Source organism: Herbiconiux sp. A18JL235 (assembly GCF_040939305.1).
Classification (GTDB): Bacteria; Actinomycetota; Actinomycetes; order Actinomycetales; family Microbacteriaceae; genus Herbiconiux.
Genome location: NZ_CP162511.1, coordinates 3,145,989 through 3,169,536, shown reverse-complemented (window position 1 = coordinate 3,169,536; position 23,548 = coordinate 3,145,989). Strand labels below are relative to the sequence as shown.

Genomic DNA, 23,548 nt, shown 5'->3' with positions numbered 1-23,548 from the left:
GATGAAGACCACTCTGCCTGCGGGGTGCGGACGCGCATCCGCACCCTCGATCGCCCGAGCGGGGGTCGCGCGATAAGGCGCTCCTACGGCCCGCGCCCCCGCCCCCGCGCGGTGTGGGCCGCCTCCCTCACCTCGACCGTGCTGTGCGTGCTCATCCTCGTCGGCGTGCCGCTGCCCGTGCTGGGCCTCATCGCGGGCGCCGACGGCGGCACCGCCGGTGTGCTCGACGTGCCGGTCGGCCAGATCGCCCTCGTGGTCCTCATCGGCTACGCGCTCGCGGCTGTGCTCCTCGTCGTCTGCTTCCGGATGCGCAACGGCGCGCTCGCCTGGGTGCTCGGCGTCGCGGCCGTCGTGTCGGCCGCTGGTCTCCCTGTGGCCGATCGCGATCACCGCGATGGCGGGTGGGAGCCAGGTGCAGGGCCTCATCCCCGCCATCCAGGAGCTCATCGGGATCCTGACCCATTGAGCTCGTTCGGTGGCCCGGTAGTGTCTGAGCCATGGTTTCGCCGGCGATGTCCTTCTACCCAGCTGTGCGCTACGGTCGAGCCGAGAATCCGGTCGAACTCGACATCCTCGTTCCCCAGCGGCAGCCGGGAAGCGCGCTCCCCGTGGCGGTGTTCTTCCACGGCGGAGGCTGGCACGAGGGAGACCGGGGCGCAGGAATGCACCCGTGGCTGAACCCCCTCCTTGCGTCGCGCGGATACGTGACCGCCTCCGTCACCTACCGGCTGAGCGGCGTCGCGCCATGGCCCGCGCAATACGACGACGCTCGTGCGGCGCTGACGTGGGTGCAGAGCAACATCGCCGATGTGGGCGGTGACCCCTCGCGGATCGGGGTCTGGGGTTTCTCGGCAGGAGCCCACCTCGCGGCACATCTGGCGTTCCGCGAGCCCGGCATCGTCAAGGCTGCGTCTCTGGCGGCTTGCCCGGCCGATCTGCGGGGTGTCAGCATCGACGAACCCCACGAGGTGACCTGGCTGATGGGGCCGTCGCCGAACCCCGACGCGATCGCAGGCGTCAGCCCCATCACATGGGTGACTACGGATGCGCCACCCACCTTGATCGTGCACGGAACCGACGATCACATCGTCGAGTTCGATCAGGCACTCGCGCTCCGAGACGCCTTGACGGCTGCGGGCGGACGCGTCGAGCTGCACGCGATCCCTGACGGAAGCCACGAGTGGGCGGACAAGCCGCCCCTCGACCCCACCGACCCTCATGCGACCTTCGGGGGCGTCACGGCCGACTTCTTCGATCGCGTGCTCTGAGCATCCGATCTCTGCCCGGGGCCATGGCCGCCCGGCCGGCCGCGCCGGCTCAATCGCCGGTGGTGCCGTCGGCGATCTCGCGGAGGATGTCGATGTGCCCGTTGTGCCGAGCGTTCTCCTCGATGAGGTGCAGGATGACCCAGCGCAGCGTCGGGCGCTCACCCGACCGGAACGGCGTCTGCGAGAGGTCGTCGAGCTGCAGCCGCGCGATGATCCTGTCGGTCGCTTCGGCCTGGGCGCGGTAGCCGTCGATCACGGTCTGCAGCGGCAGGGTCGACCCGTCGATGAACTCCTGGTCGGGCGACTCGTCGGTCCAGGGCCCGAGGTCGGGCCCGCCGACGAAGCGGGCCTCGATCCACGAATGCTCCACCCAGCGCATGTGGTTGAGCACCGCCCCGACGCTCATCAGCGGCGACGTGGGGAGTGGGGTGGCGGCGGCCTGCGCATCCGTGAGGCCCGTGGCCTTCTCGATGCCCGTGTCGCGCGTGTACTGCAGCATCGTGAGCAGAGTCGATCGTTCGTCCCACGCCTCCGGATGATCGGTACGTTCCATGCGTCGAGTATCCCCCTCCCCACCCGAGCCCACCAGCGGGGCCGGGCGGGCGCGATCAGGTGAGCGAGGTCGGCCGGGTTCCGAGGAGGGGCTGGGCTTCGGGCGGATTGCGATAGCCGACGTCCCAAGGGAGGCGACCCTGCGAATCCGACCACACCGCCTGCAGCGCCCGAACCTCGCCGAAGACCTGCTCCACGGCGGTGAGTCCGGAGACATCGGTGGCCTCGACGAACGCGATCGGCGCGGGCGGTTCCGTCTGGTCCCAGACGACGCTGCCAGCGTCGAACCGCGACCCGTCTCGCACATCCGCCCCCATGTTGTTCAGGAAGCCCTGAGCCGCGTCGAACGGCAGCCCGACCATCACCAGCTCGGGATGGCCCATCGACGTCAGCCCGACCGTGTAGGAGAAGGCCGGGAACCCGCCCTCGCCGACGTGCCGGATCGCCCAGCCGTACTTCTCGATGAGGCCAAGGAACTCTCCACCGGGACCACTCGAATCAGCCGCGTGCATGCACCGACCTTACCGATCGGGAGAGGGACCCGCCGATCTGGAGACTCGTGGCCGCTCTGTGCCAGGGAGACGCTCTCCTGCGGTAGGAAGGTGACCGTGGTCGTCGTCGAGAAGGAATCAGCGCCCGGCGCGATGCTTGTCGACGCCGTAGCCGGTGGCACCGCGAGCATCCGAACTCGTCCGATCGGCACCGTGATTCTGAGCACCCTCGTCTGCATGGTCATGATGGCGATCTTCACCGGGTGTTCAGCGTTCGCCCCTCCGTCGCGAACCCAGATACTCGGTGTGTACGAGGCTTCCGACGCCGGCCACACCGCCCTCATCGAGCTGTCGGGCGATGGAACCGTTCGCATCGAGAATCTCCCGCGAGCTGCGTTGGCCGTAGATCGATGGGACACCCTCAACTGGGGTGACACGATCACGACGACCGGCAATTGGGAGTACTACTCGACTGACCAGGGGCAGTCTGAGGATGCATGGGTCGCAGTGGACATCGACGCCCGAGGATTGCACGGCATCTTCAGCGGGTTCTTCCTCGGGGTCCGACGGGGCGGCCTTCAGCTTGACTACGGCGACGCCGACAGAGGCGCCCTGCTCTCCTTCGGTCAGATCGAGGGGCCGTCCACTCCCGCTCCGCCCACCTTGGTCGCCTCGGATCTCGTGGGGCGGTGGACCTCCGACGACAACGGGATCGTAATCTTGAATGCCGACTTCACGGCGCAACTCGTCGGCATTCCCCTGCGGATCGTCGTCGCGGACGAGGAAAGAGAGTCGGCACCCGCGCACACCCTCGATCTCGAGGGGCGTTGGACCTTCCGAGAGACGCCGTTGCCCCTCGACGAGCGGGCTGGCCCCCTCATCGACATCGGGAAGGCCGCAACGAGTCCCTACAGTCTGGTCGCGATCCTCGATGTGTCGCTCCGTGACGAGGGCGGACGGTTGTCCTTGATCGGCCGGGACGGGTCCTCGCGCTGGGTGCTCACGGGAGACGATGACTAGCGTCCCTGCACCTGGGTCAGTTGCCTTTCGCGAGCGGTCTGCTCAGGCTGACTCTCCTTTCTGAACCCGCCCAAGGCGTGCCGACCCGGTAAGGGTACGTCCTCCCGCAGATGGCGAGGGTGGCAGTCCCGTTCGAGCCGGCCGGGTCCGGGGGTCTCACGGATGCTGCGGGCACGGTCGGGGGCCCCACCCGGCTCGGCCTTCCGTGTTTCCGACCGTACGGGTTCTCGGGGCGCGAGTGGAGCATCCGCCGCGATGGCCGGTGCCCACCGCCACCGCTCAGACGGCAGGCGGATGCGCGGCCATGTAGTCGCGCATCGGAACGAGATTCGTGAGTGGAGCGAAGTACCCGGCTGTGGGGATGTCGAACGCGATGCCCTTCACGCCGACGCTCGCGAACGTCGCAGCCCACTCGATCGCCGCCGGCAGCGGGACGGCGAGCAACCGTGACACCTCGTCCTCCGAGAGCCCCATGCCGAGCGCTGCGCTCCGGGCCCGCTCGCCGGTCGTGAACGCGAACAGCATCGGGCCCTGAGGGAGCTCACCCGCGTAAGGCCCCGGTTGGTCGTCGGTGCCGCGCGCGATGAAGATCCACCGGTCGAGCGCATACACGGCCCGCCAGAGCGCATCCATCGCGGCGAAGCTCTCGGGCTGCTCCTTCAATGCGGCGGCCCGCCGATCGATCTCCGCGACCTGCTCGGGCGTCGGGTCGAGCCGGGGTGCTTCAGGATGCTCCATCCCTCCACCTTTCCACTCCGCCCGACCCAGCGGGACATCTGCGCAGCCACGCGACGGTGCACATCGTGACTCGTCCGCATGAGACTGAATCCGACGGCTGCGAATCATCCTGCGCCGGTATCATCGGAGCATGTCGCTGTTGGATCGCATTGTCGTCAACCCGGAGGTCGTCCACGGTCGACCTTCCGTGCGCGGCACACGCATGCGAGTGGGAGACGTGCTCTCTCTCCTGGCCGCGGGGGCTTCCGAGGCAGAAATCCTCGAGGACTACCCCTACCTCACCGCCGACGACATCCGCGCATGCCTCGAGTACGCTGCAGCGCAGGCAGACCACACGATAGTGCTCGCTTCGTAACCGGTGCGTTTCCTCGTCGACGCCCAACTGCCGCCGGCCCTTGCCCGCATGCTGGCGGCCCGTGGTCATGTCGCAGAGCACGTGACGGATATCGGTCCGGCTGACGCAGCGGATCACGCGTTGTGGGCTTACGCGATGGAGCACCGAGCCGTTCTCGTCACGAAGGACGAAGACTTCTCGAGCATGGTCGTTCTCGGTGGAGAAGCGCCGGCGATCATCTGGATTCGGGTCGGCAACACGCGACGCCGCGCATTGATCGAGTGGTTCGAACCCCTGATCGACACTGTGGTGGACATGATCGAGGCGGGCAACGACCTCATCGAACTGCGCTGATCGGGTCGCGCGCCTGGTCGTCAGGAGAGCCGCCACCGCGTGAGCTACGTTTCCCGGTCGTCGGGCCGGGGGTGCTGCTCGTCCCAGCCGGGCACGCGCACGGTCGGGATGCCGAGTGAGCGCCAGAGCGCGATGACGGTGGGGTTGTCGTCGATCGCGAGCACGGGGTCGAGGTCGTAGAGGCGGCGCATCCGGGTGAGGAGGTCGCGCTTCACGTCGTCGTCGCGGCGATTGTCGTGGTCGGCACGCATGCCGAGGGCGTGGAAGGGGATCTCCCACTTCGCGAGCCAGCGGCGCGTGACGTGGCGCCACTGCTCACGACGTGAGGTGAGGACGACGATCGTCAGGCCGGCGGCGTCGAGCGCACGGGTGACGGTAGCGACCGAATCGACCGGGGGCACGAGCCCTGAAGCGCCGTGGAACTTGGCGAACAGCTTCTTCTCGGGGTCGTCGAGCACGTAGTGGCGGATGCCGGAGACGTCGGCGAGGGTGCCATCGACGTCGACGATGACAGCGGGCTTCATCGGGAGGCCCAGGCGTCGAGGTAGATGCGGTGGAGGGTGTCGTTGATGAGCATCCGGTCGGGCTGGTCGTTCACCTGAGCGCGCGCGATGGCGACGGTGAGGTCGCTGTCGAGCGAAGAAGCGAGGTCGAGAACGGCGTCCTTCGACATGGCCCCGGCGCGAATCGAGCGGAGCACCTCGAGGTCGCCGGGCGCCATCGGCAGGCGCAGCGCACCCGTGGTCATGAGCTCGACACCCTGCATCGCCGTGCGCACCATGTGGTACGCGAACTTGGTGTCGTAGCCGTGCTTGTGGATCAGCTCGGGCCTGTTGGTGCGCTTGTTGCGCATACCGACCATCGCCTCCCGCTGCCCCAGCGAGTAGCCCTGGAACCGCCGGCCGGCCTCCCGGGAGACGAACGCATCCCGGATGCCCTTCAGCATCTCCCAGTGCCCGGTGCTGTCGAGGGGCTCGAGGAACAGCAGGAGCAGCACGGTGGGGTTGCCCACGGCCGCGAGCTTCGCCCACTTCCGCAGCGGGTAGCGCGTGATGTCGGTGTCTTGGTGGGTGGATCGTGCGCCGGCGGCCGCCGTGGAGGATGCGTGGGTGTCGATGGTCTCGATGCCGAGCACGTACTCGGGGTCTTCGACGAAGACGCTCATGAGGTCGTGATCGGAATCCCCGGTGGCGACGCCGATGGCGCGCGAACCGTACTCTGCAGTGACGATGGTCTGCACGGCTCACCCCCGGGTTCGCGATCGGAAAAGTAGACCAGCATACAGCGGCGGTACGGATGCGTCAGCAGCCGTCACCATCGCGGGGGCGGCTCGCTTAGACTCCAGTCATCGTCGGGTGCGTTCGGTGCGTCGGGTGGGGGAGGGCGATGAGGCGTTTCGGGGCGTGGCTCGCCGGCCGGCGGATTCCGCCGTTCGCCTGGGTCACCGCGGCTGCAGGGGTGGTCATCGCGGCCAGCGGCCTCCTCGATGCGATCACCTCGACGGCCAACCCGCTCGGGAGCGGCTGGACGTGGTTCTGGATCGCCGTCACCATCGTGCTCGCCGGCACCCCCATCGCATTCGGCGCGCGCTTCGTCAGCTGGCTCGGCATCGCGGGCGCGAGCGTCTTCTTCGTCGTCACCTCGGTGCAGATGGCCGTCTCGGTGGCGCCGGTCGCATCCGTCAACAACATCGTGCTCTACCCGATGTTCGCCTGCTACCTGGGCTGGTTCTACCGGCGGTGGGTAGCCCGGGCGGTCACCGCGACGGGGTTCGCGCTCTCGCTGACGGCGGTGATCATCAACCCGCTGGATGCGCTGCTGCTGACCTGGTTCAACATCCTGCTGGCGTCGGTGTTCTGCCTCGAAGCCGCGGGCTACCTGCGCAGCAGGCTCGACCGGGAGATCACGACCGACCCGCTCACCGGGCTGCTCAACCGGTCGGGCCTGGATGCGCGCATCGACCTGGAGCTCACCAGAGCGGCCCGCACGGGGCAGAGCGTCGCCGTCGTGATCGTCGATCTCGACGACTTCAAGCGCGTCAACGACGAGCGTGGTCACGCCGAGGGCGACCGTCGGCTGGTGGAGTTCGCATCGGCCCTGCGCGCGATCACCCGTCCGTACGACCTCGTCGCGCGGATCGGTGGCGACGAGTTCCTGCTCGTGCTGCCCGCGACGACGGAGGCGGAGGCGGGGGAGGTGGTCGAGCGGCTGCACGCGTCGATCCCGCGGGGCTGGTCGTTCGGGCTCGCTGTCGCGCGGCCCGACGACTCGGCACACACGATCCGCGACCGCGCCGACCAGCGCCTCTACGCCCTAAAGGCCTCGCGCAAGCAAGACCCCGCGCGCTGACGCGGCGCGGCGCATCGGGCACCGCGCCGCGCCGAGGGCGGACTACTCGGCCGCGGCGAACCCCGCGCGGGCGTCGCGCGCCGCACCCATGAGCTCGTGCACACGGGTGAGGTCGACGCGATTCTCGAACACGCCGTCCTTCTTGAAGAAGGTGCCGATGATGGCCCCGTCGGCGATGGCGAGCTGGTCGCCCACGTTGTGGGCGCGCACGCCGGTGTTCACGAACACCGGCACGGTACCGGCGGCGGCCTTGACCGTCGCCAGCGCCTGCGTGTCGGTGGGGGCACCCGCGGTGAGGCCCGAGACGCAGATGGCGTCGGGGAGCGTGGCGAACACGGTGGTCTCGGTGATCGAGGTGAGGTCGCGGTCGGCGAGGTACTTGGCCGATTCGGGAACGATGTTGAAGAACAGCTTCACGCCGGCGCCGCCGATGCGAGCGCGGTGGCGGGCGACCTCGCCCACGTTGGTGTTCCACAGGCCGAAGTCGCTCGCGTAGACGCCTGTGAAGATTTCACGTACCCACTGAGCGCCCGTGGCCACGGCCAGATCGATCGACGCGCGGCCGTCCCACAGCACGTTGACGCCGTACGGCACGGTGATGTCGTCGAGCAGCTCGCCGATGATGCGCGCCATGCTGATGGCCGTGATCGGCTCGGTCTTGGTGAGGTAGGGGAGGCTGAACTCGTTCGAGATCATGACGCCGTCGACCCCGCCTTCCTGCAGGTCGGCGAGCTCGCCCTTGGCCCGCTCGACCACAGCACGGATGCCCGCCGTGCTGTCGAAGCCGGGGTCACCGGGCAGGGCAGACAGGTGCAGCATCGCGATGACGGGTTTCGTCGTGGGGAAGACAGATCCGAGCCAGTCGCTCATAGCGGGGCCTTTCGTTCAAGTGTGCGTGCGTCGCACTGGACGCGACGAGGTACGTGTCATATATTCACATATATTGGATCGAAGTGATGCGAATTTACATATTCGAAACAGTAATATTGTGAATCAGTAACAAACATTGGTTTAGATGAAGCTATGGCAGCTAAGACCCGCAGGGCAATGATCGAGCAGCGTGTGCTGGCCGAGGGGGAGATCGACTTCGCCACGCTCGCGGAGGAGTTCAAGGTCTCCGAGATGACGATCCGTCGCGACGTCGAGGCTCTCGAGGCCTCCGGCCTCGTTCGCAGGGTCGTCGGTGGCGCCATCCTGTCGAGCGGGAAGGCCGCGGAGCCCTCGTTCGAGACACGCGCCGCCGAGGCCGCCGAAGGCAAGATGCACATCGCCGAGGCTGCGGTGGAACTGCTCCGGCCGCGCGAGACCGTCATCCTCGACAGCGGCAGCTCGGTGCTCGCCGTCGCGAAGGCGATCAAGGGTCGCGGCCTCGGTCTCACCGTCGTCACCCCCAGCATCCTGGTCGCCGTCGAGCTCGCCGACGAGCCCGACACCGTGGTTCTGCTCGCCGGCGGTCGTGTGCGGCCCGGTGAGCTCAGCCTCATCGGCTCGGAGACCGAGGAGATCTTCACCCGCTACAACTGCGACACCTACGTGATGGGCATCGCCGGGGTCGACCCCGCCCGAGGCGTCTCCGAGTACCACCGCGAGGAGGGCAGCGTGAAACGCGCAGCGGTCAAAGCAGCCGACCGGGTCATCGTGGTCGCCGACGAGACCAAGCTCGGCCGGGTGCAGCTCGTCAGCGTGTCGCCCCTCAGCTCGGTGACGGCGATCGTCACCGACGGCCCAGCCGACCACCCCACCCTCGTCGGGGCCCGCTCGCTCGGGGTCGAGGTGGTGTGCGTGCCCGGCCCGCACAGCTCGGCGCTCGAGCAGGGGGCGACGGCATGACCCGCCACACTCTCGGCATCGACATCGGCACCACCGGCACAAAGACCATCCTGCTCGACGTGCAGGGCGGTATCGTCGCCCAGGCCTCCCGCGAAGCCACCCTGTTCAGCCCGCACGCCGGTCACGCCGAAGCCGACCCGCGGCAGTGGCTCGACAACGTCGTCGACTCCATCCGTGAGATCCTGGCGGTCTCGAGCGTCGCCGCCGATTCCATCGGTGCGATCGCCACCTCGGGAATGGTGCCCGCCGTCGTGCTCGTCGACGACGGGCTCCAGCCCATCGGCCGGGCTCTGCTGCAGAACGACGCCCGGGCGAACGACCAGATCGAGACCCTGGCCGAGCAGCTCGCCGACCTCGACCTGGTGACGCTCACCGGCGCGGCCCTCACCCAGCAGTCGGTGGCCCCCACCATCGCCTGGTTCCACGAGCACCGGCCGAGCGACCTCGCCGCTGCGCGCCACATCGTCGGGTCGTACGACTGGGTGCTCATGGCGCTCGGCGCGGAGCCGCACGTCGAGCAGAACTGGGCCCTCGAATCGGGTCTGTTCACCATCGCGGGGGAGCGGGTCGGGCGCGTTCTCGACGCCGCAGGCCTCGACCCCGCCCTGCTCCCGGCCGTGCTCGCCCCCGGCACACGGGCCGGGTCGCTCAGCGCCCAACTCGCCGAGCGCACAGGGCTGAACCCCGGTACCGCACTCGTCGTCGGCGGCGCAGACCACGTGCTCTCGGCCTTCGCCGCCGGTGTGGAGAAGCCCGGTGACTGGCTGGTGAAGCTCGGCGGCGCCGGCGACATCCTGGTGGCCAGTGATGCGCCGGTCGTCGACGAACGCCTCTACCTCGACGCCCATCCGGTGCCGGGCCGATGGCTGCCCAATGGATGCATGGCCACGAGCGGGAGCCTCATCCGCTGGTACCAGGGGCTGATCGGGGGAGAGCCGCTCGTCGACCTCGATCTCGCGGCCGCCGACAGCCGGCCGGCCGAGGTGCTGTGCCTTCCCTACTTCTTGGGTGAGAAGAGCCCCATCCACGACCCCGACCTGCGGGGCACGTTCGCGGGTCTTCACCTCGGGCACACGAAGGCCGACCTGTACCGCTCGGTGCTCGAGGCCATCGCCTTCGGCTTCCGTCATCACGTCGAGGTGTTCCGCGACATGGGAATCGACCTCGGCCGGGTCTCGATCACCAACGGCGGCAGCAAGTCGACACTGTGGAAGCAGATCCACTCCGAGGTGCTCGGCACCGAGATGTTCCCCGTTGTCGACCACCCCGGCGCCTCCTTGGGCGCGGCTCTCATCGCGGCCGTCGGCATCGGCGCACTCGACGACTGGAGCGAGACCTCCCGCTTCATCACCCTGGGGGCGCCCGTCGTCCCCGACCCGCAGAAGGTCGCGGTCTACGACCGCGCCTACCAGGAATGGCGCGAGCTCGGAGCGGCAGTCGCTCCCGTCTCGCACTCGATCGCAAGGAGAACCCGAGCATGAAAACCGTCGTCGTCACCGGGGCAGGATCCGGTATCGGCCGCACGATCGCGGCGACCCTCGCCGCGCGGGGCTGGCAGGTCGTCGTGACCGACATCAACGGTGAGGCCGCCGCCACTGCCGCCGCAGCTCTCGACACGAGCGCCGGCCAGCAGCACGAGTCGGCTGTGCTCAACGTGAGCGACCCCGAGGCTGCCGCCCGGGTCGCCGACGACGTCGCCGACCGCCTGGGCCTCGACGCCTGGGTGAGCAACGCGGGCATCTCGTTCATGCAGCGCTTCCTCGAGATGCCGATCGAGAAGTACGACAAGACCCTCGAGATCAACCTCAAGGGCGTCTTCGTCTGCGGTCAGGCCGCCGCCCGCGCCATGGTGCGCACCGGTCGTCGCGGCGCCATCGTCAACACCGCATCCATGGCCGGCAAGCAGGGCAAGGTGCCGTTCCTCGCCGATTACGTGGCTTCGAAGTTCGGCGTCGTGGGGCTCACCCAGGCAATGGCGTTCGAGTTGGCCGAGCACGGCATCCGGGTGAACAGCATCTGCCCCGGATACGTCGCGACCCCCATGCAGGAGCGCGAGCTCGCCTGGGAGGCCGGCCTGCGCGGCACCGATCCCGAGTCGGTCAAGCAGCTCTGGATCGACGACACGCCGCTCGGCCGCCTCGAAGAACCGGAGGACGTCGCGCGGGTCGTGGCGTTCCTGCTCGGCGAGGACTCCGCCTTCATGACCGGAGAGGCGCTCGCCATCAACGGCGGCGCCTTCATGGACTGACCCACGGCGCCTACCCACCCTGCGCCCCACCTACCCCTTCACCCAGCTCACCCACCAGTAAGGACCCTCATGTCACTCAGAAAGAAGTCCGGTCGTTTCGCCGCCGGCGTGGCCCTGGCCGGAGCCATCGCGCTCACGGCGACTGCCTGCGCAGGCTCCGGCGGTCCCGCCGAGGTCACCTCCTCCGGCCTCGGAGACATCCCGAAAGACACCAGCGGCACCGTGCGCATCCTCATGGAGAACGTGCCCGACACCGACATCGTGAAAGACCTCGTCTCGGAGTTCAACACGGTCTACCCCGACATCACGGTCGACATCGAGTCGCTCACCTTCGACCAGATGCGCGACAAGCTCGTCTCGTCGTTCCAGTCGCCCGACCCGGCCTACGACCTCATCGTCGCCGACAACCCGTGGATGGTCGACTTCGCCCAGGCCGGGTTCCTCGAGCCGCTCGACGAGCGCATCGACTCGACCACCGACTACGACGCCGACGACTTCTTCACGCCGCTGACCGACATCACCACGGTCGACGACGTGCGCTACGGCGTTCCGTTCTACAACTACGCCCTCGGGTACCTCTACAACACCGCCGACTACGAAGCCGCGGGCCTCCAGGTGCCGACGACGCTCGACGAGCTGGTCTCCGACGTCACGACGCTGAAGACCGCCGACCGTGCGGGAATCGCCATGCAGCCCCAGCGCGGCTACAAGATCTTCGAGGAGTGGGCCAACTGGCTCTTCGCCGCCGGCGGTTCGATCTACGACGACGAGGGCAACATCACCCTCGACACCCCCGAAGCCAAGGCGGCTCTCGAGGCCTACATCGACGCCTACCAGAACGCCGCACCGGCGAACAGCCTCAACTGGGCCTTCGACGAGGCGTTCCGCTCGGTCTCGAGCGGTGAAGCCGCCTCGATGATCAGCTACAACTGGAACCTGCCGGCCCTCAACGACCCGGCCGGAGCATCCGGAGACCTCGCCGGTCAGTTCAAGCTGGCGCCGATGCCCGGTGGCAAGCAGGTGCTCGGCGCCTGGAGCTGGGCCATTCCGAGCAACTCGGGTGCGCCCGACGCCGCGTGGGCGTTCGCATCGTGGATCACCTCGAAGGCCGTCGACGTCGAGCGCGTGAGCGCGGGCGGTGCGGCGATCCGCGAGAGCACCCTGGAAGACCCGGCGGTGCTCGACGACGGCTTCGGTGCCGACTACTACGAGGCCGTGAAGCAGATCCTGTCGGATGCTGCACCGCTCAGCCAGGGAGCGGGCGGCGAGGAGATGATCCAGGCCGTCGGAACCGAGCTGAACGAGGCGGTCGCTGGCACGAAGAGCGTCGACGACGCGCTGCGCGACGCCCAGTCCGCCGCCGAGAAGACTCAGGGCTGAGGCATGGGAACCCGGCGACCGACGATGCGGAAGGGCTCCGAGACGTGAGATTCAAGTACGGGATGCTCGCACCCCTCGTGGCCGTGTTCATCGCGGTCGTCGGGTTCCCCCTGCTCTACGCGCTGTACCTCAGCTTCACCGACTACAAGCTCACCGACCGCGGGGCGCCCGATCTGGTGGGGTTCGAGAACTACCTCTCGACCTTCACCAACCCGGCGTTCTGGGAGGCCTTCGGCGTCACCGCCGTGTACGTCGTGGTGGCTGTCGGTCTGGAGCTCGTGATCGGGTTGGCCGTCGCGCTCTCGCTGCAGAAGCAGAAGTGGGCGCGCGACGTCACCCGGTCGATGCTGCTGGCACCGATGTTCATCACGCCCATCGCGGTGGGCCTCACCTTCCGCTTCCTGCTGAACGACCAGATCGGGGCGATCCCCGAGCTGCTCAGGGGCATCGGCATCAACTACGACTTCTTCGGCCCCGGCCGGGCGCTGTTCACCCTCGCCTTCATCGACGTGTGGCAGTGGACGCCGTTCATGGTGCTGCTGCTGCTCGCCGGCCTCGAGTCGATCCCGAAGCAGCCGCTCGAGGCGGCGCGGGTCGACGGGGGCAGCCCGTGGTACATCTTCCGGCGCATCGTGCTGCCGTTGCTCGCCCCGGTGCTCGTCGTCGCCATCCTGCTGCGCGCGCTCGACGCACTCAAGGTGTTCGAATACGTGTACGCGACCACCCGCGGCGGGCCGGGAACCGAGACCCAGACCATCCAGTACTTCACCTATCAGACCGGCATCCAGTTCTTCCGGCTGGGGGAGGCGTCGTCGATGGCGTTCGTGGTGCTGGCCGTCGTGCTGACGGTCATCGTCATCGCCTTCCGCCGACTCGAGAGGAACAAGAGCGCATGAGACGAGTGAGTGGACTCGCGATCGCGAGGATCGCGCTGCTGTGGGCGGCAGCCATCTTCGTGCTGTTCCCCCTGATCTGGATTGCGCTGGCGAGCTTCAAGACCCCCGCGCAGTTGAACGACCCCAACCTCGTGCTGTTCTCGCCCACCTTCGAGAGCTGGCAGAACGTGCTGTCGTCGGGCATCCTCGATGCCGCCGGCCGCAGCGCCATCGTGGGGCTCACCACGGTGGCGATCAGCGTTGTGGTGGGCAGCATGGGTGCCTACGTCATCGCGAAGTACCGAGCCGGCGGCACCGCCACCCGGTTCGGGATGCTCGCGGCCCAGGTTCTGCCGCCTGCGGTTCTCGTCTTCCCCTTCCTCACCATGGCGTACGCGCTGCGGCTGAACGACACCCTGGTGCCGGTGATCTTCGCGCACCTCAGCTTCGTGCTGCCCGTGGTCACCTGGTTCCTCATCGGGTTCTTCGAGGCGGTTCCGCGGTCGCTCGAGGAGCAGGCGCGGGTCGACGGATTCAGCCGGTTCGGCGCCTTCTGGCGCGTCGTGCTCCCGCAGGTGCTGCCGGGCATCGGGGCGGCTGCCATCTTCGGTTTCACGCTGTCGTGGAACGACATGTTCTACGGGCTCATCCTGGCCCCCGGGAAGGCGGCGATCCTCCCGGTCGCCATCGCCGGGTTCAACACCTTCCGGGGTGTGCAGCTCGGGTCGATGAGCGCGGCCATCCTCATCGCGGTGATCCCCGTGGTCATCGCCAGTTTCTTCATCCAGCGCAAGCTCGTGCAGGGCATCAGCGGTGGCGCGGTCAAGTCTTAGGTCTGGTGGAATCTCATGGCAACAGTCACATTCTCGAACGTCAACAAGAGCTACGGTCAGACGCAGATCGTCGAGAACCTCAACCTCGAGCTGCCCGACGGGTCGCTGACCGTTCTGGTCGGCCCCTCCGGGTGCGGCAAGTCGACATCGCTCCGGATGCTCGCCGGGCTCGAGCCCATCACCTCCGGTGAGATCGTCATCGGCGACAAGACGGTGACGAAGCTCGAACCGAAAGACCGCGATGTCGCGATGGTCTTCCAGAACTACGCTCTGTATCCACACCTCACGGTGCGGGAGAACATCGCCTTCCCGCTCCGGGCCACGAAGGAGCCGCGCGCCGCGGCGCGGAAGCGCGCCGACGAGGTGGCGGAGTCGCTCGGCCTCACGCACCTGCTCGATCGCAAGCCCAAAGACCTCTCGGGCGGGCAGCAGCAGAGGGTCGCGATCGGGCGGGCGATCATCCGTCAGCCCTCGGTCTTCCTGTTCGACGAGCCCCTGAGCAACCTGGATGCGAAACTGCGCGTCGAGACCCGCACCGAGCTGCTGCAGATCCAGCGGCGGCTCGGCATCACTTCGCTCTACGTCACCCACGACCAGGAGGAGGCGATGACACTCTCCGACCGCATGGTCGTGATGAGGGAGGGCAAGATCGCTCAGCAGGGCACTCCGCTCGAGGTGTACGGCAAGCCTGCGAACACTTTCGTCGCCGCGTTCGTGGGCAGCCCCAAGATGAACCTCATCGACGGCGAGCTCGTGCGCGGGGCGTTCGTGGCGCCCAACGGACTGCGCTTCGAGCTCGGCACCGACAGCCCCGACGGGGCGGTGACGCTGGGTGTGCGCCCCGACGATCTGCTGGTCGAGACCGTCGCCGAATCGGGCAGCCGCGCGTCGGTCGGGCTCGTGGAGTTGCTCGGGCCCCGCGCGATCGTCTCGCTCGACGCCGCCGGCATCGCCCTCACGAGCGTGGTGGAGGCGTCGAACCTCGCCGGTGTGAGCGAATCGTCGGCGGTGTCGCTGCGGGTGCGGCCCGGGAGCTGGCATCTGTTCGACCGGGTCTCCGGGGAGCGCCTGCCCGAATGACGGTGGGCTCAGGCGAGCCCGGGGGAGCAGGGCTGCGGCGCGTTGCGCGGGGCGGGCCGGGCCCTGGCCCGGGGCGGAGGCGTGGGCGCGGTGGCGTCTGGGTGCTCGCCGCCGCGACGGTGTGGGGCACCTCGGGTGCTGCAGCGGCGCTCGTGCCCCAGGTCAGCCCGTTGGCCGTGGGCGCCCTCACGCTCGCGGTCTCGGGAATCGTCTTAGCCGCCGTGACATCCCGGGGTCTCGGGGCGGTCTTCCGAGCATCCGGAGCGCCGCCCCTGCTCGCGCTCGCGGCCGGCTGCCTCGGCGTCTACATCCTCGCGTTCTTCTCGGGGATGGCCCTGGCGGGTGTTGCCGTCGGCACGGTGATCGCGATCGTCTCCGCGCCCGTCGTCGTGGGCGCGATCGAGGCCGTCACCGCCTCGGCGCTTCCCGGGCGGAGGTGGTCGGTGGCCGCCGCGCTGACGCTCGTCGGCGGGGTGCTGCTCGTGACGGGACGGCAGTCCTCGGCCGGGTCTCCGGTCGACCCGGGCCAACTTGCGATCGGCTCGGCCGTCGCCGTGCTGGCCGGGATCGCCTACGCGGGATTCACCATCGCCACCTCGCGCCTCATCCTCCCGTCGGCACGTCGGCACGTCGGCCCGACGGTCTCGGTGACGGCCCGGTGATCGGCGCCGTGCAGGGGCTGACCGTGATCCCGCTCGCCGTGGTCGCCCTGGTGGTCGGAGTGCCGGCCGTGACCGAGGTCGCTGCGTGGGGAGTGCTCTTGTACATCGGGCTCATTCCGACGGCGGTCGGTTACCTCCTCTACGCGCGGGGTCTGCGGCACGTCTCGGCGTCGACCGCGTCGCTTCTCACGTTGTTCGAGCCCGTGGTGGCGACACTGCTCGGCGTCTTCCTGATCGGTGAGGTGCTCTCCCCGGTCGGTTGGGTGGGGCTGGGGTTGGCGATGGCGGGGCTCGCTGCAGCGACCGTGACTGCAGACCCGAAGGGCGTGGCCGACCGCTGACGCGCGTGCCGACCGGGGGCGGCGGACGTACGGTGGGGACTCCACAGATTCCCGGGCGACCGGGACCGACGACACGGGACCACGATGACCACCACCACGCGCGACACCCTGCTCACCGCGGCCGACCTCGAGCGGCGGGCGGCGCTGCGGCGCATGAAGCTGCTCGCGACGGCGCTGCTCGTGGTGGCCGCGGTCGTGTTCGCGGTGGCGTTCGGGCTGCAGGATCAGTATCCGTGGCTCGGGTACGTGCGGGCCGCCGCGGAGGGGGCGATGGTGGGGGCGCTCGCCGACTGGTTCGCGGTGACCGCGTTGTTCCGGCATCCGCTGGGGTTGCGCATCCCGCACACGGCGATCATCCCGACCCGTAAGGACGAGATCGGGGTGAGCCTCGGCGAGTTCGTCGAGCAGAACTTCCTCTCCGACGAGGTGGTGCGCAGCAAGCTCGCGACCTTCAGCGTCGCCGACCGGCTCGGTGAGTGGCTCGCCGACCCGAAGAACGCCGAGCGGGCGAGCGCCGAGGGCGCGGTGGTGGCGCAGGGGGTACTGCGCTTCCTCAGCGACAGCGACGTCGAGCGGCTCATCGAGCGGCTGGCGCGCACGCACCTGTTCGACCGCGAATGGGCGCCCACGATCGGGCGCGTGGGGGCCGAGCTCGTCGCCGCCGATCAGCAGCGCGCGGTGGTGGATGCGCTGGTCGAGGCCGCGGAGACGTGGCTGAGCGAGCATCCGGATGCGCTGGGCGAAGTCGTCTCCACCCGCCTGCCCCGGTGGGTGCCCGGCTTCGCGAAGGGGCTCGCTGACGAGCGGGCGCACAAGGAGCTGATCGGGGTGCTGCGAGCTGTGCGCGACAACCCCGAGCATCCCTTGCGGCTGGCGATCGACGGCTATCTCGTCGACCTCACCGAACGGTTGCAGCACGACCCGGCGATGGGGGAGCGGGTCGAGGAGTTCAAAGAGTCGCTGCTCGAAAGCGAGCGGATGCGGTCGTTCGCCGCGCGGGTGTGGGAGGCGGTGAAGGCGACGCTGACGTCGGCGCTCGCCGACCCCGCGAGCGAGCTGCGGGTGGGTGCGGCGTCGGCGCTCGTCGACGTGGGCGTGCGGCTCTCGGCCGACCGCGGCCTGTCGGCGAAGATCGACGCGTGGATCGCGGACGCGGCGGGGTACGCGGTGCAGAAGTATCGGCACGACCTGGCGTCGGTGATCAGCGAGACGGTGCAGCGGTGGGATGCGCGGGAGACCACCCAGAAGATCGAACTGCAGGTGGGGCGCGACCTGCAGTTCATCCGCATCAACGGCACGGTCGTCGGTGCGATCGCGGGCCTCGCGATCTACGCGATCGCGACGGGGGTGCATGCGGTGGTGGGGTGAGAGATCCCACTATAAGATGAGGGTAGCTCATCGAGGGAGACTCATTGCTCACCATCCAGTCCCGCGACGGAACTTCAGAACGTATTCGGAACTATGATGCAGTCATGCGATCGTTCCCCTCTTCCGACCTCAGCCGGAACGCTCCTCGCGTCTTCGCGGCAGCCGAAGATGCGCCTGTGAGCGTCACGCGGCGTGATGGGGAGAATCTGGTACTCATGTCTCAGCGAGCAGCGGATGCGCGAGAGCAGCTGCTGCAGTTCGCCGCGCAGCTCATCGCGATCACTCTCGACGAACGTGGCAGCCTGGCTGACCGCATGGCCGACGCGTACCCGTGGATGTTGGCGCTGGGGCGCGCCGATCGCGAACGATGCGCGCAAGATCTCGTCGACGCTGCGCGTGCATCCTTTGCCACGAGCCAAGAGCATCTGATCGCCGCAGAACTGACGTCGTGGCGAGAGACTGCATCTGCGCTCGCGGCAGGACTGCGCGATTCGCCCGTCGACTGGCTCGACGCCGTCGATGCGGTTCAGCGTCCTTGATGGGTGCAAAGAACTCCAGGGTCGAGCGACCCACCAAAAAGAGCGAGTTCGAGATTCGCTTCGGGTCTGCCCAGGCGCAGCGAGGATGGCTGGACCTGCGCGCAACCCACCGCAACGCGCTGGTGGACTGCTGGGACTTCTTGACGCGTACGCCGACCGAAGTCACTCTCACGAACTATCCGCTGAGAGGTGCTCTCGCAGTCGTGACTCGCGACGGGGTGGAGTTTCAGCGGTGGCAGCACAAGCCCACGCGACAAGGCGACGCCCGTATCTGGTTCTACGTCTCAGGTGCCGTCGTGTTCTTGGAGCAGGTTCACACCCATCATCCCAACGCTACGAAGTGATGGGCGCGCCGATGAACGCGGTGGCCCCGGCGACGCTGAGTTTCATGGGTACCTGAGTTACTCATAATCTGCGCTCTCCGCCTTATGACTAACGGCGAGTGCCGTTCAGCGCGGCACGCGCCGTATCTCGTACTGCCGCTCGATGCCTTCGGTGCTCCTGCCCCACTCGCTGGCAGCGACCCGCGCCTGGTGGGCTGCGAACGCTGCCTCGGTCGCGAAGCGTTCTTCGACCGCCCAGATGAGGGGATCATCCGTCGCCGTGACCTCGAAGGAGAGGCAGCCGGCTTCGGCCCGGGTGAGTTCGATGTGCTCGGGCAGGCGGGAGGCGACGATGGCGACCTCGGCGTCGTTCCGGCACACGAGCCGTCCGGTCAGAAGGACTTCTGTCGCCGCGGCGCCGGGCCCCGTACTGGGAGTGGTCATGGCGCCGCATCCGTCGCGGGGCTCGGTTCGGCGGCCGGTGTCGGGCTCGGGGTGGAGGGAGCGGTGGCGGCCGGAGTCGGCGTTGGCATCGGCGTCGGGGTAGTCGCCCCGGGCACAGCGTTGGTCGTGCGGAACGGCGGTGTCGCCGGCACGGCGTCACGAACATCCACACCACCGAGGTCATCGGGGGCTGCCTCGCTCAGCGGGTAGACGTTCCAGATGCTCCCGCGCGGGCCGTCGGTGACGGGCACGAGGAAGGTGGAGCCGTCGTCGTTGTAGCTGTACTCGTCGTCGACGAACCCCGCGCCAACGGTCACCAGTGGGTTGCCGTTCTGGTCGAACAGCTGCAGGTCGGTGATGGGATTGCCCTCGGCGTCGTACCCGAAGATGTTCGTGACGCGCTCGCCGTCGAGCTGCAGCCCGGTCGGGTCGGGGTAGGCGGCGACGGGGTCGTATCCCTGGTTCGCCCTGGCCTCGTTCAGCGCCCACACGGTGACGAACGGCAGCGCCACGATCGCGATCACCGACACCGCCACCCGCAGAACGCGCAGGAACGAGCCGGGTGCCCACCGCCCGCGCCCCCACTGCACGCTCAGCACGATCGAGGCGAACAGCACCACCCACAGGAAGAAGCCCGACGGCACCAATTCGCTCCGCCCGAGCATCACCACGGTGAGCAGCTGATAGACGACCCACCCACGCAGCACCCACCACACGGGTCGCAGGGCGAGGGCGAACCCGGCCAGCCCCGACCCGACACGAGTCGAATGGACGACCCTCCTCGTCGCCGCCTCGAGCTCGTCGAGCTGCTGCCGCACCCGCCGTCGCAGCGGCAGAGCCGAGCTGGTGCGCGGCGGAAGGCCAGCGGATGCGCGCAACTCGGCCGCATACGACGCCGGGTCGTCGAGATGCAGATCGCCCTGCTCGTCGGACGCCTGCTCGGAGAGGTCGGCCTCGAGCCCGCCCGTGAGATCGTCGATCTCCTCCAGGGGAAGGTCGTCGAGGTGGCGCCGTACCGCGGCGGCGAACTCCGCGATCGCCTTGTCGAGGGTGGCCGTTGATTCGCTCACTTGCTCTCTCCGATCGTGCGAAGCGCGGTCTTCTTCGGTGGGGTCTCGGCCAGCAATGTCGACATCGCCCCGGCGAAGTCCGACCAGGTGGCCCGCTGGCGCGACAGCATGTCGCGACCCTCCTTGTTGATGGCGTAGTACTTACGGTGCGGGCCCCCGTCGGAGGGCACCACGTAGCTCGACAGCGCCCCCGCCGCGTAGAGCCGGCGCAGCGTTCCGTAGACCGACGCGTCACCCACGTCGCCCAGCCCCGCCTCGCGCAGCCGCCGCACGATGTCATACCCGTACCCGTCGTCGTGCTGCACGACAGCCAGCACCGCCACGTCGAGCACCCCCTTGAGTAGTTGCGTCGTATCCACTGCACCTCCACTGTGTCGAGACACACGGTACCACGGAGTGCGCAGTAGTGCGTACTGGGTAAATCCTGCATTGGGCAGCGAGCGGTTCTCTGAGCGCTTGCGTTATGACTCGACAGAAAGAGCGGCGGATGGTGCCGAGATCATTTCGACGAGCTCGTGGTCCTCATGCCCGAGATCAATTGGCTCAGCAGCGCGATTCGATCACGTCCTGTCAGGCCCCGTGTGCACAGTGCTACATGGGTTCTGCGCTCGCGCATGACAACCCCGACTGGGACATCCGGGACGCGACGCTGGACAACGACTCCACCAAGCTCGCTGGCACGAGTCACATAGCCACTGCCGTTGACTACTTCGACGAGAACGTTGCCTGTGGCACCTAACCCTGTGGTTCGAGGTGGCGAGCCTATCGGGCGGGCTCGCCACCCGGGCGAGGTCCAGAAATCGCCGAAGACCTTCGCGCTGAGTCTCGGAACCTTCGCACACCGATCGAACCGCGGTCGCCACGTCGTACGCCACGATCCCGGTGGTGACTCGCGACCTCGGCCAAGGTATTCTCGGCAGTCATCTGCCGCGCTCGGTCCACTCCGATGAGCGTGACGAAGGCGTCATAACCGAGAGCATGCCGCACAGCGACGGGGGTGGCCGGTCTTCTACGCAATGCCCGCTAATCGCGCGGAGCCGCAGTCTCAAAGGGGGGCTGCAGATTCGGTAGGGTCATCGAGTGATTCCTACCCTGCCGACCGCACCTGGGGCACACCCGGATCGGCGCGCTCAGGTGGGGGTCATCTTGGCGGGGTCGGTGCCGAACCTGGTTCAGTGGTTCAACCTCTACATTTACGCGACCTTTGCTCCGTACTTCCGTACCGAGTTCTTCGACCCGGATTCACCCGATTCGCTGATCTACGTCTACGCCCTCTTCGCCGTGACGTTCGTGGTGCGGCCGCTCGGCTCGTGGCTGTTCGGTCGGCTCGCCGACACGCGAGGGAGGCAACGGGCACTCGTGGCGGCGGTCACGATGATGTCGGCCGGATCCGTCGCTCTCGCGCTCGCCCCGACCGAGCGGGCGGTGGGGGCGTGGGCGGCGGTGATCCTCGTGGTGGTGAGTGTGCTTCAAGGCATCGCCACCGGCGGTGAATACGCGGCCGCCACGGTGTTGCTGTCGGAGTCGGGCACGCGGGGCCACCGCGGATTCTTCGCCTCGTTCCAGGCCACCACGATCGTCGGTGGTCTCGTGCTCGCTCAGGCCTGCCTGCTGATTCTGCTGCTGGTCAGCGATCGTGCGGGCATCTCGGAATGGGGATGGCGGGCCGCGTTCATGGCCGGCGGGGTGGCGGGGCTCGTGTCGCTGTTGTGGGCGCGGGGGCTCAGGCGTGGCGCATCCGGATCGGCCAATGCCTCGCCGCCGGCGGCGACGAAGCCGGCTGGCTCAGACAGGGCTTCGACGATGACGGCGCTGCTTTGCGAGCACTGGCGCCCCCTCGTCTGGGTGATCCTGCTCACCGCTGGTGGGAGTGCCGCGTTCTACACCGCGACGGTGACTGTTCCGTTCATCGTTCGCGAGACGTTCTTCAGCGCCGACGGTGCCTCGGGCGAGCTCACCGCGACCGCACTGGTGCTCGCCGCACTCGTCGTGCTGATGCTGATGCAGCCGCTCGGCGGAGCGCTGAGCGACCGCATTGGCCGGAAGCCCCTGCTCATCGCGTTCGGTGCGCTCGGCCTCGTGGGTGCCGGTGGGCTGGTGACCGTGGCCGCTCAGGTGACGTCGCCCCCGGTGGTGTTGGGCATCCTCGTTCTCGCGTTCGCGGTTCTGACGTGCTACCTGTCGGTGAACGGGATCGCCAAGGCGGAGGTGTTCCCTGCGCACATCCGGGCGCTCGGCGTGGGTTTCGGGTACGCCGTCGCGAACTCGCTCTTCGGGGGCACGGCGCCGCTGGTCTATCACGCCACGGCCGGCGAGGGCAGCGTCGGCTTCATCGTGTACCTGACTGTGCTGCTGGGGGTGACGCTCGTCGCCGCGCTGGTGATGCGGGGAGGGGTGACCAGCGCGCTCGACGCGCGAGGCGGCTCAGCCGAAGGATGAGACCGGCGCGGTGCCCTGTTCAGGTCATGTCCGCAAGAGGGTCTGGTGGTGGGGGCAGCGGTCTCGGAGAGTATGAGGATGCCCGAATTGCGTCCCGAGGAGACCCCGTCGTTCTCCGCCTTGTTCTCGCTGACTGCCCTCGACCCTTCAGCGCACGTCGCGACAGGCGGCGCTGGGCGCGGCGGCGTCTCGCGTCGCGCGGTGATCGGGGCGGCGTGGGCCGCGCCGGTGGTCGTCGCCGCGGTCGCCGCTCCGCTGGCGAGCGCCAGCACCGGGCAGCCCGACGCGCAGCTGTACTGGTCGGAGGCCGAGGGGGTGCAGGGGCAGTCGTCGCTGCTCACCCTGCTGGTGCCGAACGGGTCGCCCGGCATCGGCAGCACGGCGACCATCGTGCTGACCGTGTCGGAGAACGGGCCGATCCCCGGAACCATCTCCTCGGGGCGCTGGACCTACACCCCCGACTTCGGCGCGAGCACCGGCATCCTCGCATCCCCCACCGCGGGTGTGACCGCCGGTACCCGCGGCTTCACCGTCGACGAGTGGGGCGATCGCTCGGGCCCCTATACGGTCGTCGCGACCTACACCAACGACAAGGAGCCGGGTTCGCTCACGGCCGCGATCACCATCGGCTTCGGCCCCGAGCCGACCCTCGAGTGGATTCCGAACCCCGCCGAGTTCAGCACGACCGCCACGCTCCGCCTCACCGTGCCGCAGTACTCCTACGCCATCGGGCAGCGGGGCGTCATCGCCGACCTGAACCAGTTCCCGCCCCCGTTCCAGACGCCGCCGTTCCCTGCCGGAACGACGGTCACCCCCGCGGCGGACTGGGCGCCGGAGATCGATCCGTCGTCGGGGATGACGGGCTACGTCATGGACCCCGTCGCCCAGGGCGTCTACGACTTCGAGTACGCCCTCGGCGCCGGCACCACCGAGGTCACGCCCGGCGTGCTCCTCGGGGTCGGAGCGGGCATCCCGAAGCAGGCGCCCCTCCGCATCGTCCCGGCCTAGCG

28 protein-coding genes are annotated in these 23,548 nt (G+C 68.5%); 19 read left to right on the top strand and 9 right to left on the bottom strand.

Going from position 1 to position 23,548, the window contains the following annotated elements; translation table 11 throughout:
- Window positions 1–497: 497 nt before the first annotated feature.
- Complete coding sequence (locus ABFY20_RS14815) at window positions 498–1,268, top strand: alpha/beta hydrolase fold domain-containing protein (protein WP_368496999.1); 771 nt, start codon at window positions 498–500, stop codon at window positions 1,266–1,268.
- A 49-nt stretch (window positions 1,269–1,317) separates the two neighbouring features.
- Here the strand turns inward: ABFY20_RS14815 and ABFY20_RS14810 are convergent, their stop codons facing one another.
- Together ABFY20_RS14810 and ABFY20_RS14805 are read right to left on the bottom strand one after the other, a co-directional pair.
- Entirely contained in the window at window positions 1,318–1,821 is a 504-nt protein-coding gene (locus ABFY20_RS14810; protein ID WP_368496998.1) for a DinB family protein, read from the bottom strand.
- A gap of 55 nt (window positions 1,822–1,876) precedes the next feature.
- On the bottom strand, window positions 1,877–2,332 hold the full coding sequence (locus ABFY20_RS14805; RefSeq protein WP_368496997.1) for a DUF4262 domain-containing protein: 456 nt from the start codon (window positions 2,330–2,332) through the stop codon (window positions 1,877–1,879).
- Between the two features lie 96 nt (window positions 2,333–2,428).
- On the opposite strand from ABFY20_RS14805, the gene ABFY20_RS14800 reads away from it, so the two are divergent.
- Window positions 2,429–3,331, top strand: coding sequence for a hypothetical protein (locus ABFY20_RS14800; RefSeq protein ID WP_368496996.1), 903 nt, complete (start codon window positions 2,429–2,431; stop codon window positions 3,329–3,331).
- Window positions 3,332–3,610: 279 nt separating this feature from the next.
- On the opposite strand, the gene ABFY20_RS14795 is transcribed toward ABFY20_RS14800, so the two are convergent.
- On the bottom strand, window positions 3,611–4,069 hold the full coding sequence (locus ABFY20_RS14795; RefSeq protein ID WP_368496995.1) for a hypothetical protein: 459 nt from the start codon (window positions 4,067–4,069) through the stop codon (window positions 3,611–3,613).
- A gap of 130 nt (window positions 4,070–4,199) precedes the next feature.
- Between ABFY20_RS14795 and ABFY20_RS14790 the strand changes: the two genes are divergently transcribed.
- Together ABFY20_RS14790 and ABFY20_RS14785 are read left to right on the top strand one after the other, a co-directional pair.
- Window positions 4,200–4,424: a DUF433 domain-containing protein gene (locus tag ABFY20_RS14790; protein ID WP_368496994.1), complete on the top strand. Its 225-nt coding sequence runs from the start codon at window positions 4,200–4,202 to the stop codon at window positions 4,422–4,424.
- 3 nt (window positions 4,425–4,427) lie between these two features.
- Window positions 4,428–4,757 (top strand): DUF5615 family PIN-like protein, encoded by a 330-nt coding sequence (locus ABFY20_RS14785; protein WP_368496993.1) that lies wholly within the window; start codon window positions 4,428–4,430, stop codon window positions 4,755–4,757.
- A gap of 44 nt (window positions 4,758–4,801) precedes the next feature.
- Here ABFY20_RS14785 and ABFY20_RS14780 read toward each other — a convergent pair whose 3' ends face one another.
- Both ABFY20_RS14780 and ABFY20_RS14775 read right to left on the bottom strand, forming a co-directional pair.
- Window positions 4,802–5,281, bottom strand: coding sequence for a hypothetical protein (locus ABFY20_RS14780; RefSeq protein WP_368496992.1), 480 nt, complete (start codon window positions 5,279–5,281; stop codon window positions 4,802–4,804).
- Entirely contained in the window at window positions 5,278–5,997 is a 720-nt protein-coding gene (locus ABFY20_RS14775) for a nucleotidyltransferase domain-containing protein (RefSeq protein WP_368496991.1), read from the bottom strand. Before ABFY20_RS14775 ends, ABFY20_RS14780 begins: the two co-directional genes overlap by 4 nt.
- Before the next feature lie 146 nt (window positions 5,998–6,143).
- On the opposite strand from ABFY20_RS14775, the gene ABFY20_RS14770 reads away from it, so the two are divergent.
- Complete coding sequence (locus tag ABFY20_RS14770; protein ID WP_368496990.1) at window positions 6,144–7,106, top strand: diguanylate cyclase; 963 nt, start codon at window positions 6,144–6,146, stop codon at window positions 7,104–7,106.
- Between the two features lie 42 nt (window positions 7,107–7,148).
- Here the strand turns inward: ABFY20_RS14770 and ABFY20_RS14765 are convergent, their stop codons facing one another.
- Window positions 7,149–7,976, bottom strand: a complete 828-nt coding sequence (locus tag ABFY20_RS14765; RefSeq protein ID WP_368496989.1) for a BtpA/SgcQ family protein — start codon at window positions 7,974–7,976, stop codon at window positions 7,149–7,151.
- Window positions 7,977–8,129: 153 nt separating this feature from the next.
- Here ABFY20_RS14765 and ABFY20_RS14760 point away from each other — a divergent pair, with 153 nt between their 5' ends.
- From ABFY20_RS14760 to ABFY20_RS14705, 12 genes are all read left to right on the top strand, one after another.
- Window positions 8,130–8,936 (top strand): DeoR/GlpR family DNA-binding transcription regulator, encoded by an 807-nt coding sequence (locus ABFY20_RS14760; protein WP_368496988.1) that lies wholly within the window; start codon window positions 8,130–8,132, stop codon window positions 8,934–8,936.
- A complete protein-coding gene (locus tag ABFY20_RS14755; protein WP_368496987.1) occupies window positions 8,933–10,417 on the top strand; it encodes an FGGY-family carbohydrate kinase in 1,485 nt (494 codons plus the stop codon). Before ABFY20_RS14760 ends, ABFY20_RS14755 begins: the two co-directional genes overlap by 4 nt.
- Entirely contained in the window at window positions 10,414–11,184 is a 771-nt protein-coding gene (locus tag ABFY20_RS14750; protein ID WP_368496986.1) for an SDR family NAD(P)-dependent oxidoreductase, read from the top strand. Before ABFY20_RS14755 ends, ABFY20_RS14750 begins: the two co-directional genes overlap by 4 nt.
- A gap of 69 nt (window positions 11,185–11,253) precedes the next feature.
- The gene (locus ABFY20_RS14745; protein ID WP_368496985.1) at window positions 11,254–12,564 is read left to right on the top strand and encodes an ABC transporter substrate-binding protein; all 1,311 of its coding nucleotides are present in this window, start codon (window positions 11,254–11,256) and stop codon (window positions 12,562–12,564) included.
- Between the two features lie 44 nt (window positions 12,565–12,608).
- On the top strand, window positions 12,609–13,460 hold the full coding sequence (locus ABFY20_RS14740) for a carbohydrate ABC transporter permease (RefSeq protein WP_368496984.1): 852 nt from the start codon (window positions 12,609–12,611) through the stop codon (window positions 13,458–13,460).
- Window positions 13,457–14,272, top strand: coding sequence for a carbohydrate ABC transporter permease (locus ABFY20_RS14735; protein WP_368496983.1), 816 nt, complete (start codon window positions 13,457–13,459; stop codon window positions 14,270–14,272). Before ABFY20_RS14740 ends, ABFY20_RS14735 begins: the two co-directional genes overlap by 4 nt.
- 15 nt (window positions 14,273–14,287) lie before the next feature.
- Window positions 14,288–15,352 carry an ABC transporter ATP-binding protein gene (locus ABFY20_RS14730; protein ID WP_368496982.1) on the top strand — a complete coding sequence of 355 codons (1,065 nt, stop codon included), beginning with the start codon at window positions 14,288–14,290 and terminating at the stop codon, window positions 15,350–15,352.
- Window positions 15,349–16,014 carry a hypothetical protein gene (locus ABFY20_RS14725; RefSeq protein WP_368496981.1) on the top strand — a complete coding sequence of 222 codons (666 nt, stop codon included), beginning with the start codon at window positions 15,349–15,351 and terminating at the stop codon, window positions 16,012–16,014. The genes ABFY20_RS14730 and ABFY20_RS14725 overlap by 4 nt, the downstream gene beginning before the upstream one ends.
- An 8-nt stretch (window positions 16,015–16,022) precedes the next feature.
- Window positions 16,023–16,355, top strand: a complete 333-nt coding sequence (locus ABFY20_RS14720) for an EamA family transporter (RefSeq protein WP_368496980.1) — start codon at window positions 16,023–16,025, stop codon at window positions 16,353–16,355.
- Between the two features lie 84 nt (window positions 16,356–16,439).
- Window positions 16,440–17,723, top strand: coding sequence for a DUF445 domain-containing protein (locus ABFY20_RS14715; protein ID WP_368496979.1), 1,284 nt, complete (start codon window positions 16,440–16,442; stop codon window positions 17,721–17,723).
- Window positions 17,724–17,827: 104 nt separating this feature from the next.
- Window positions 17,828–18,262 carry a prevent-host-death protein gene (locus ABFY20_RS14710; RefSeq protein ID WP_368496978.1) on the top strand — a complete coding sequence of 145 codons (435 nt, stop codon included), beginning with the start codon at window positions 17,828–17,830 and terminating at the stop codon, window positions 18,260–18,262.
- On the top strand, window positions 18,262–18,606 hold the full coding sequence (locus ABFY20_RS14705; protein ID WP_368496977.1) for a hypothetical protein: 345 nt from the start codon (window positions 18,262–18,264) through the stop codon (window positions 18,604–18,606). The genes ABFY20_RS14710 and ABFY20_RS14705 overlap by 1 nt, the downstream gene beginning before the upstream one ends.
- 105 nt (window positions 18,607–18,711) lie before the next feature.
- Here ABFY20_RS14705 and ABFY20_RS14700 read toward each other — a convergent pair whose 3' ends face one another.
- From ABFY20_RS14700 to ABFY20_RS14690, 3 genes are read right to left on the bottom strand one after another with little or no spacing between them, the layout of a single operon-like run.
- On the bottom strand, window positions 18,712–19,029 hold the full coding sequence (locus ABFY20_RS14700; protein WP_368496976.1) for a putative quinol monooxygenase: 318 nt from the start codon (window positions 19,027–19,029) through the stop codon (window positions 18,712–18,714).
- Entirely contained in the window at window positions 19,026–20,099 is a 1,074-nt protein-coding gene (locus ABFY20_RS14695; protein WP_368496975.1) for a hypothetical protein, read from the bottom strand. Before ABFY20_RS14695 ends, ABFY20_RS14700 begins: the two co-directional genes overlap by 4 nt.
- The gene (locus ABFY20_RS14690) at window positions 20,096–20,458 is read right to left on the bottom strand and encodes a PadR family transcriptional regulator (protein ID WP_368496974.1); all 363 of its coding nucleotides are present in this window, start codon (window positions 20,456–20,458) and stop codon (window positions 20,096–20,098) included. Before ABFY20_RS14690 ends, ABFY20_RS14695 begins: the two co-directional genes overlap by 4 nt.
- 775 nt (window positions 20,459–21,233) lie before the next feature.
- Between ABFY20_RS14690 and ABFY20_RS14685 the strand changes: the two genes are divergently transcribed.
- On the top strand, window positions 21,234–22,538 hold the full coding sequence (locus tag ABFY20_RS14685) for an MFS transporter (protein WP_368496973.1): 1,305 nt from the start codon (window positions 21,234–21,236) through the stop codon (window positions 22,536–22,538).
- A gap of 78 nt (window positions 22,539–22,616) precedes the next feature.
- Complete coding sequence (locus tag ABFY20_RS14680; protein WP_368496972.1) at window positions 22,617–23,546, top strand: hypothetical protein; 930 nt, start codon at window positions 22,617–22,619, stop codon at window positions 23,544–23,546.
- Window positions 23,547–23,548: the final 2 nt, after the last annotated feature.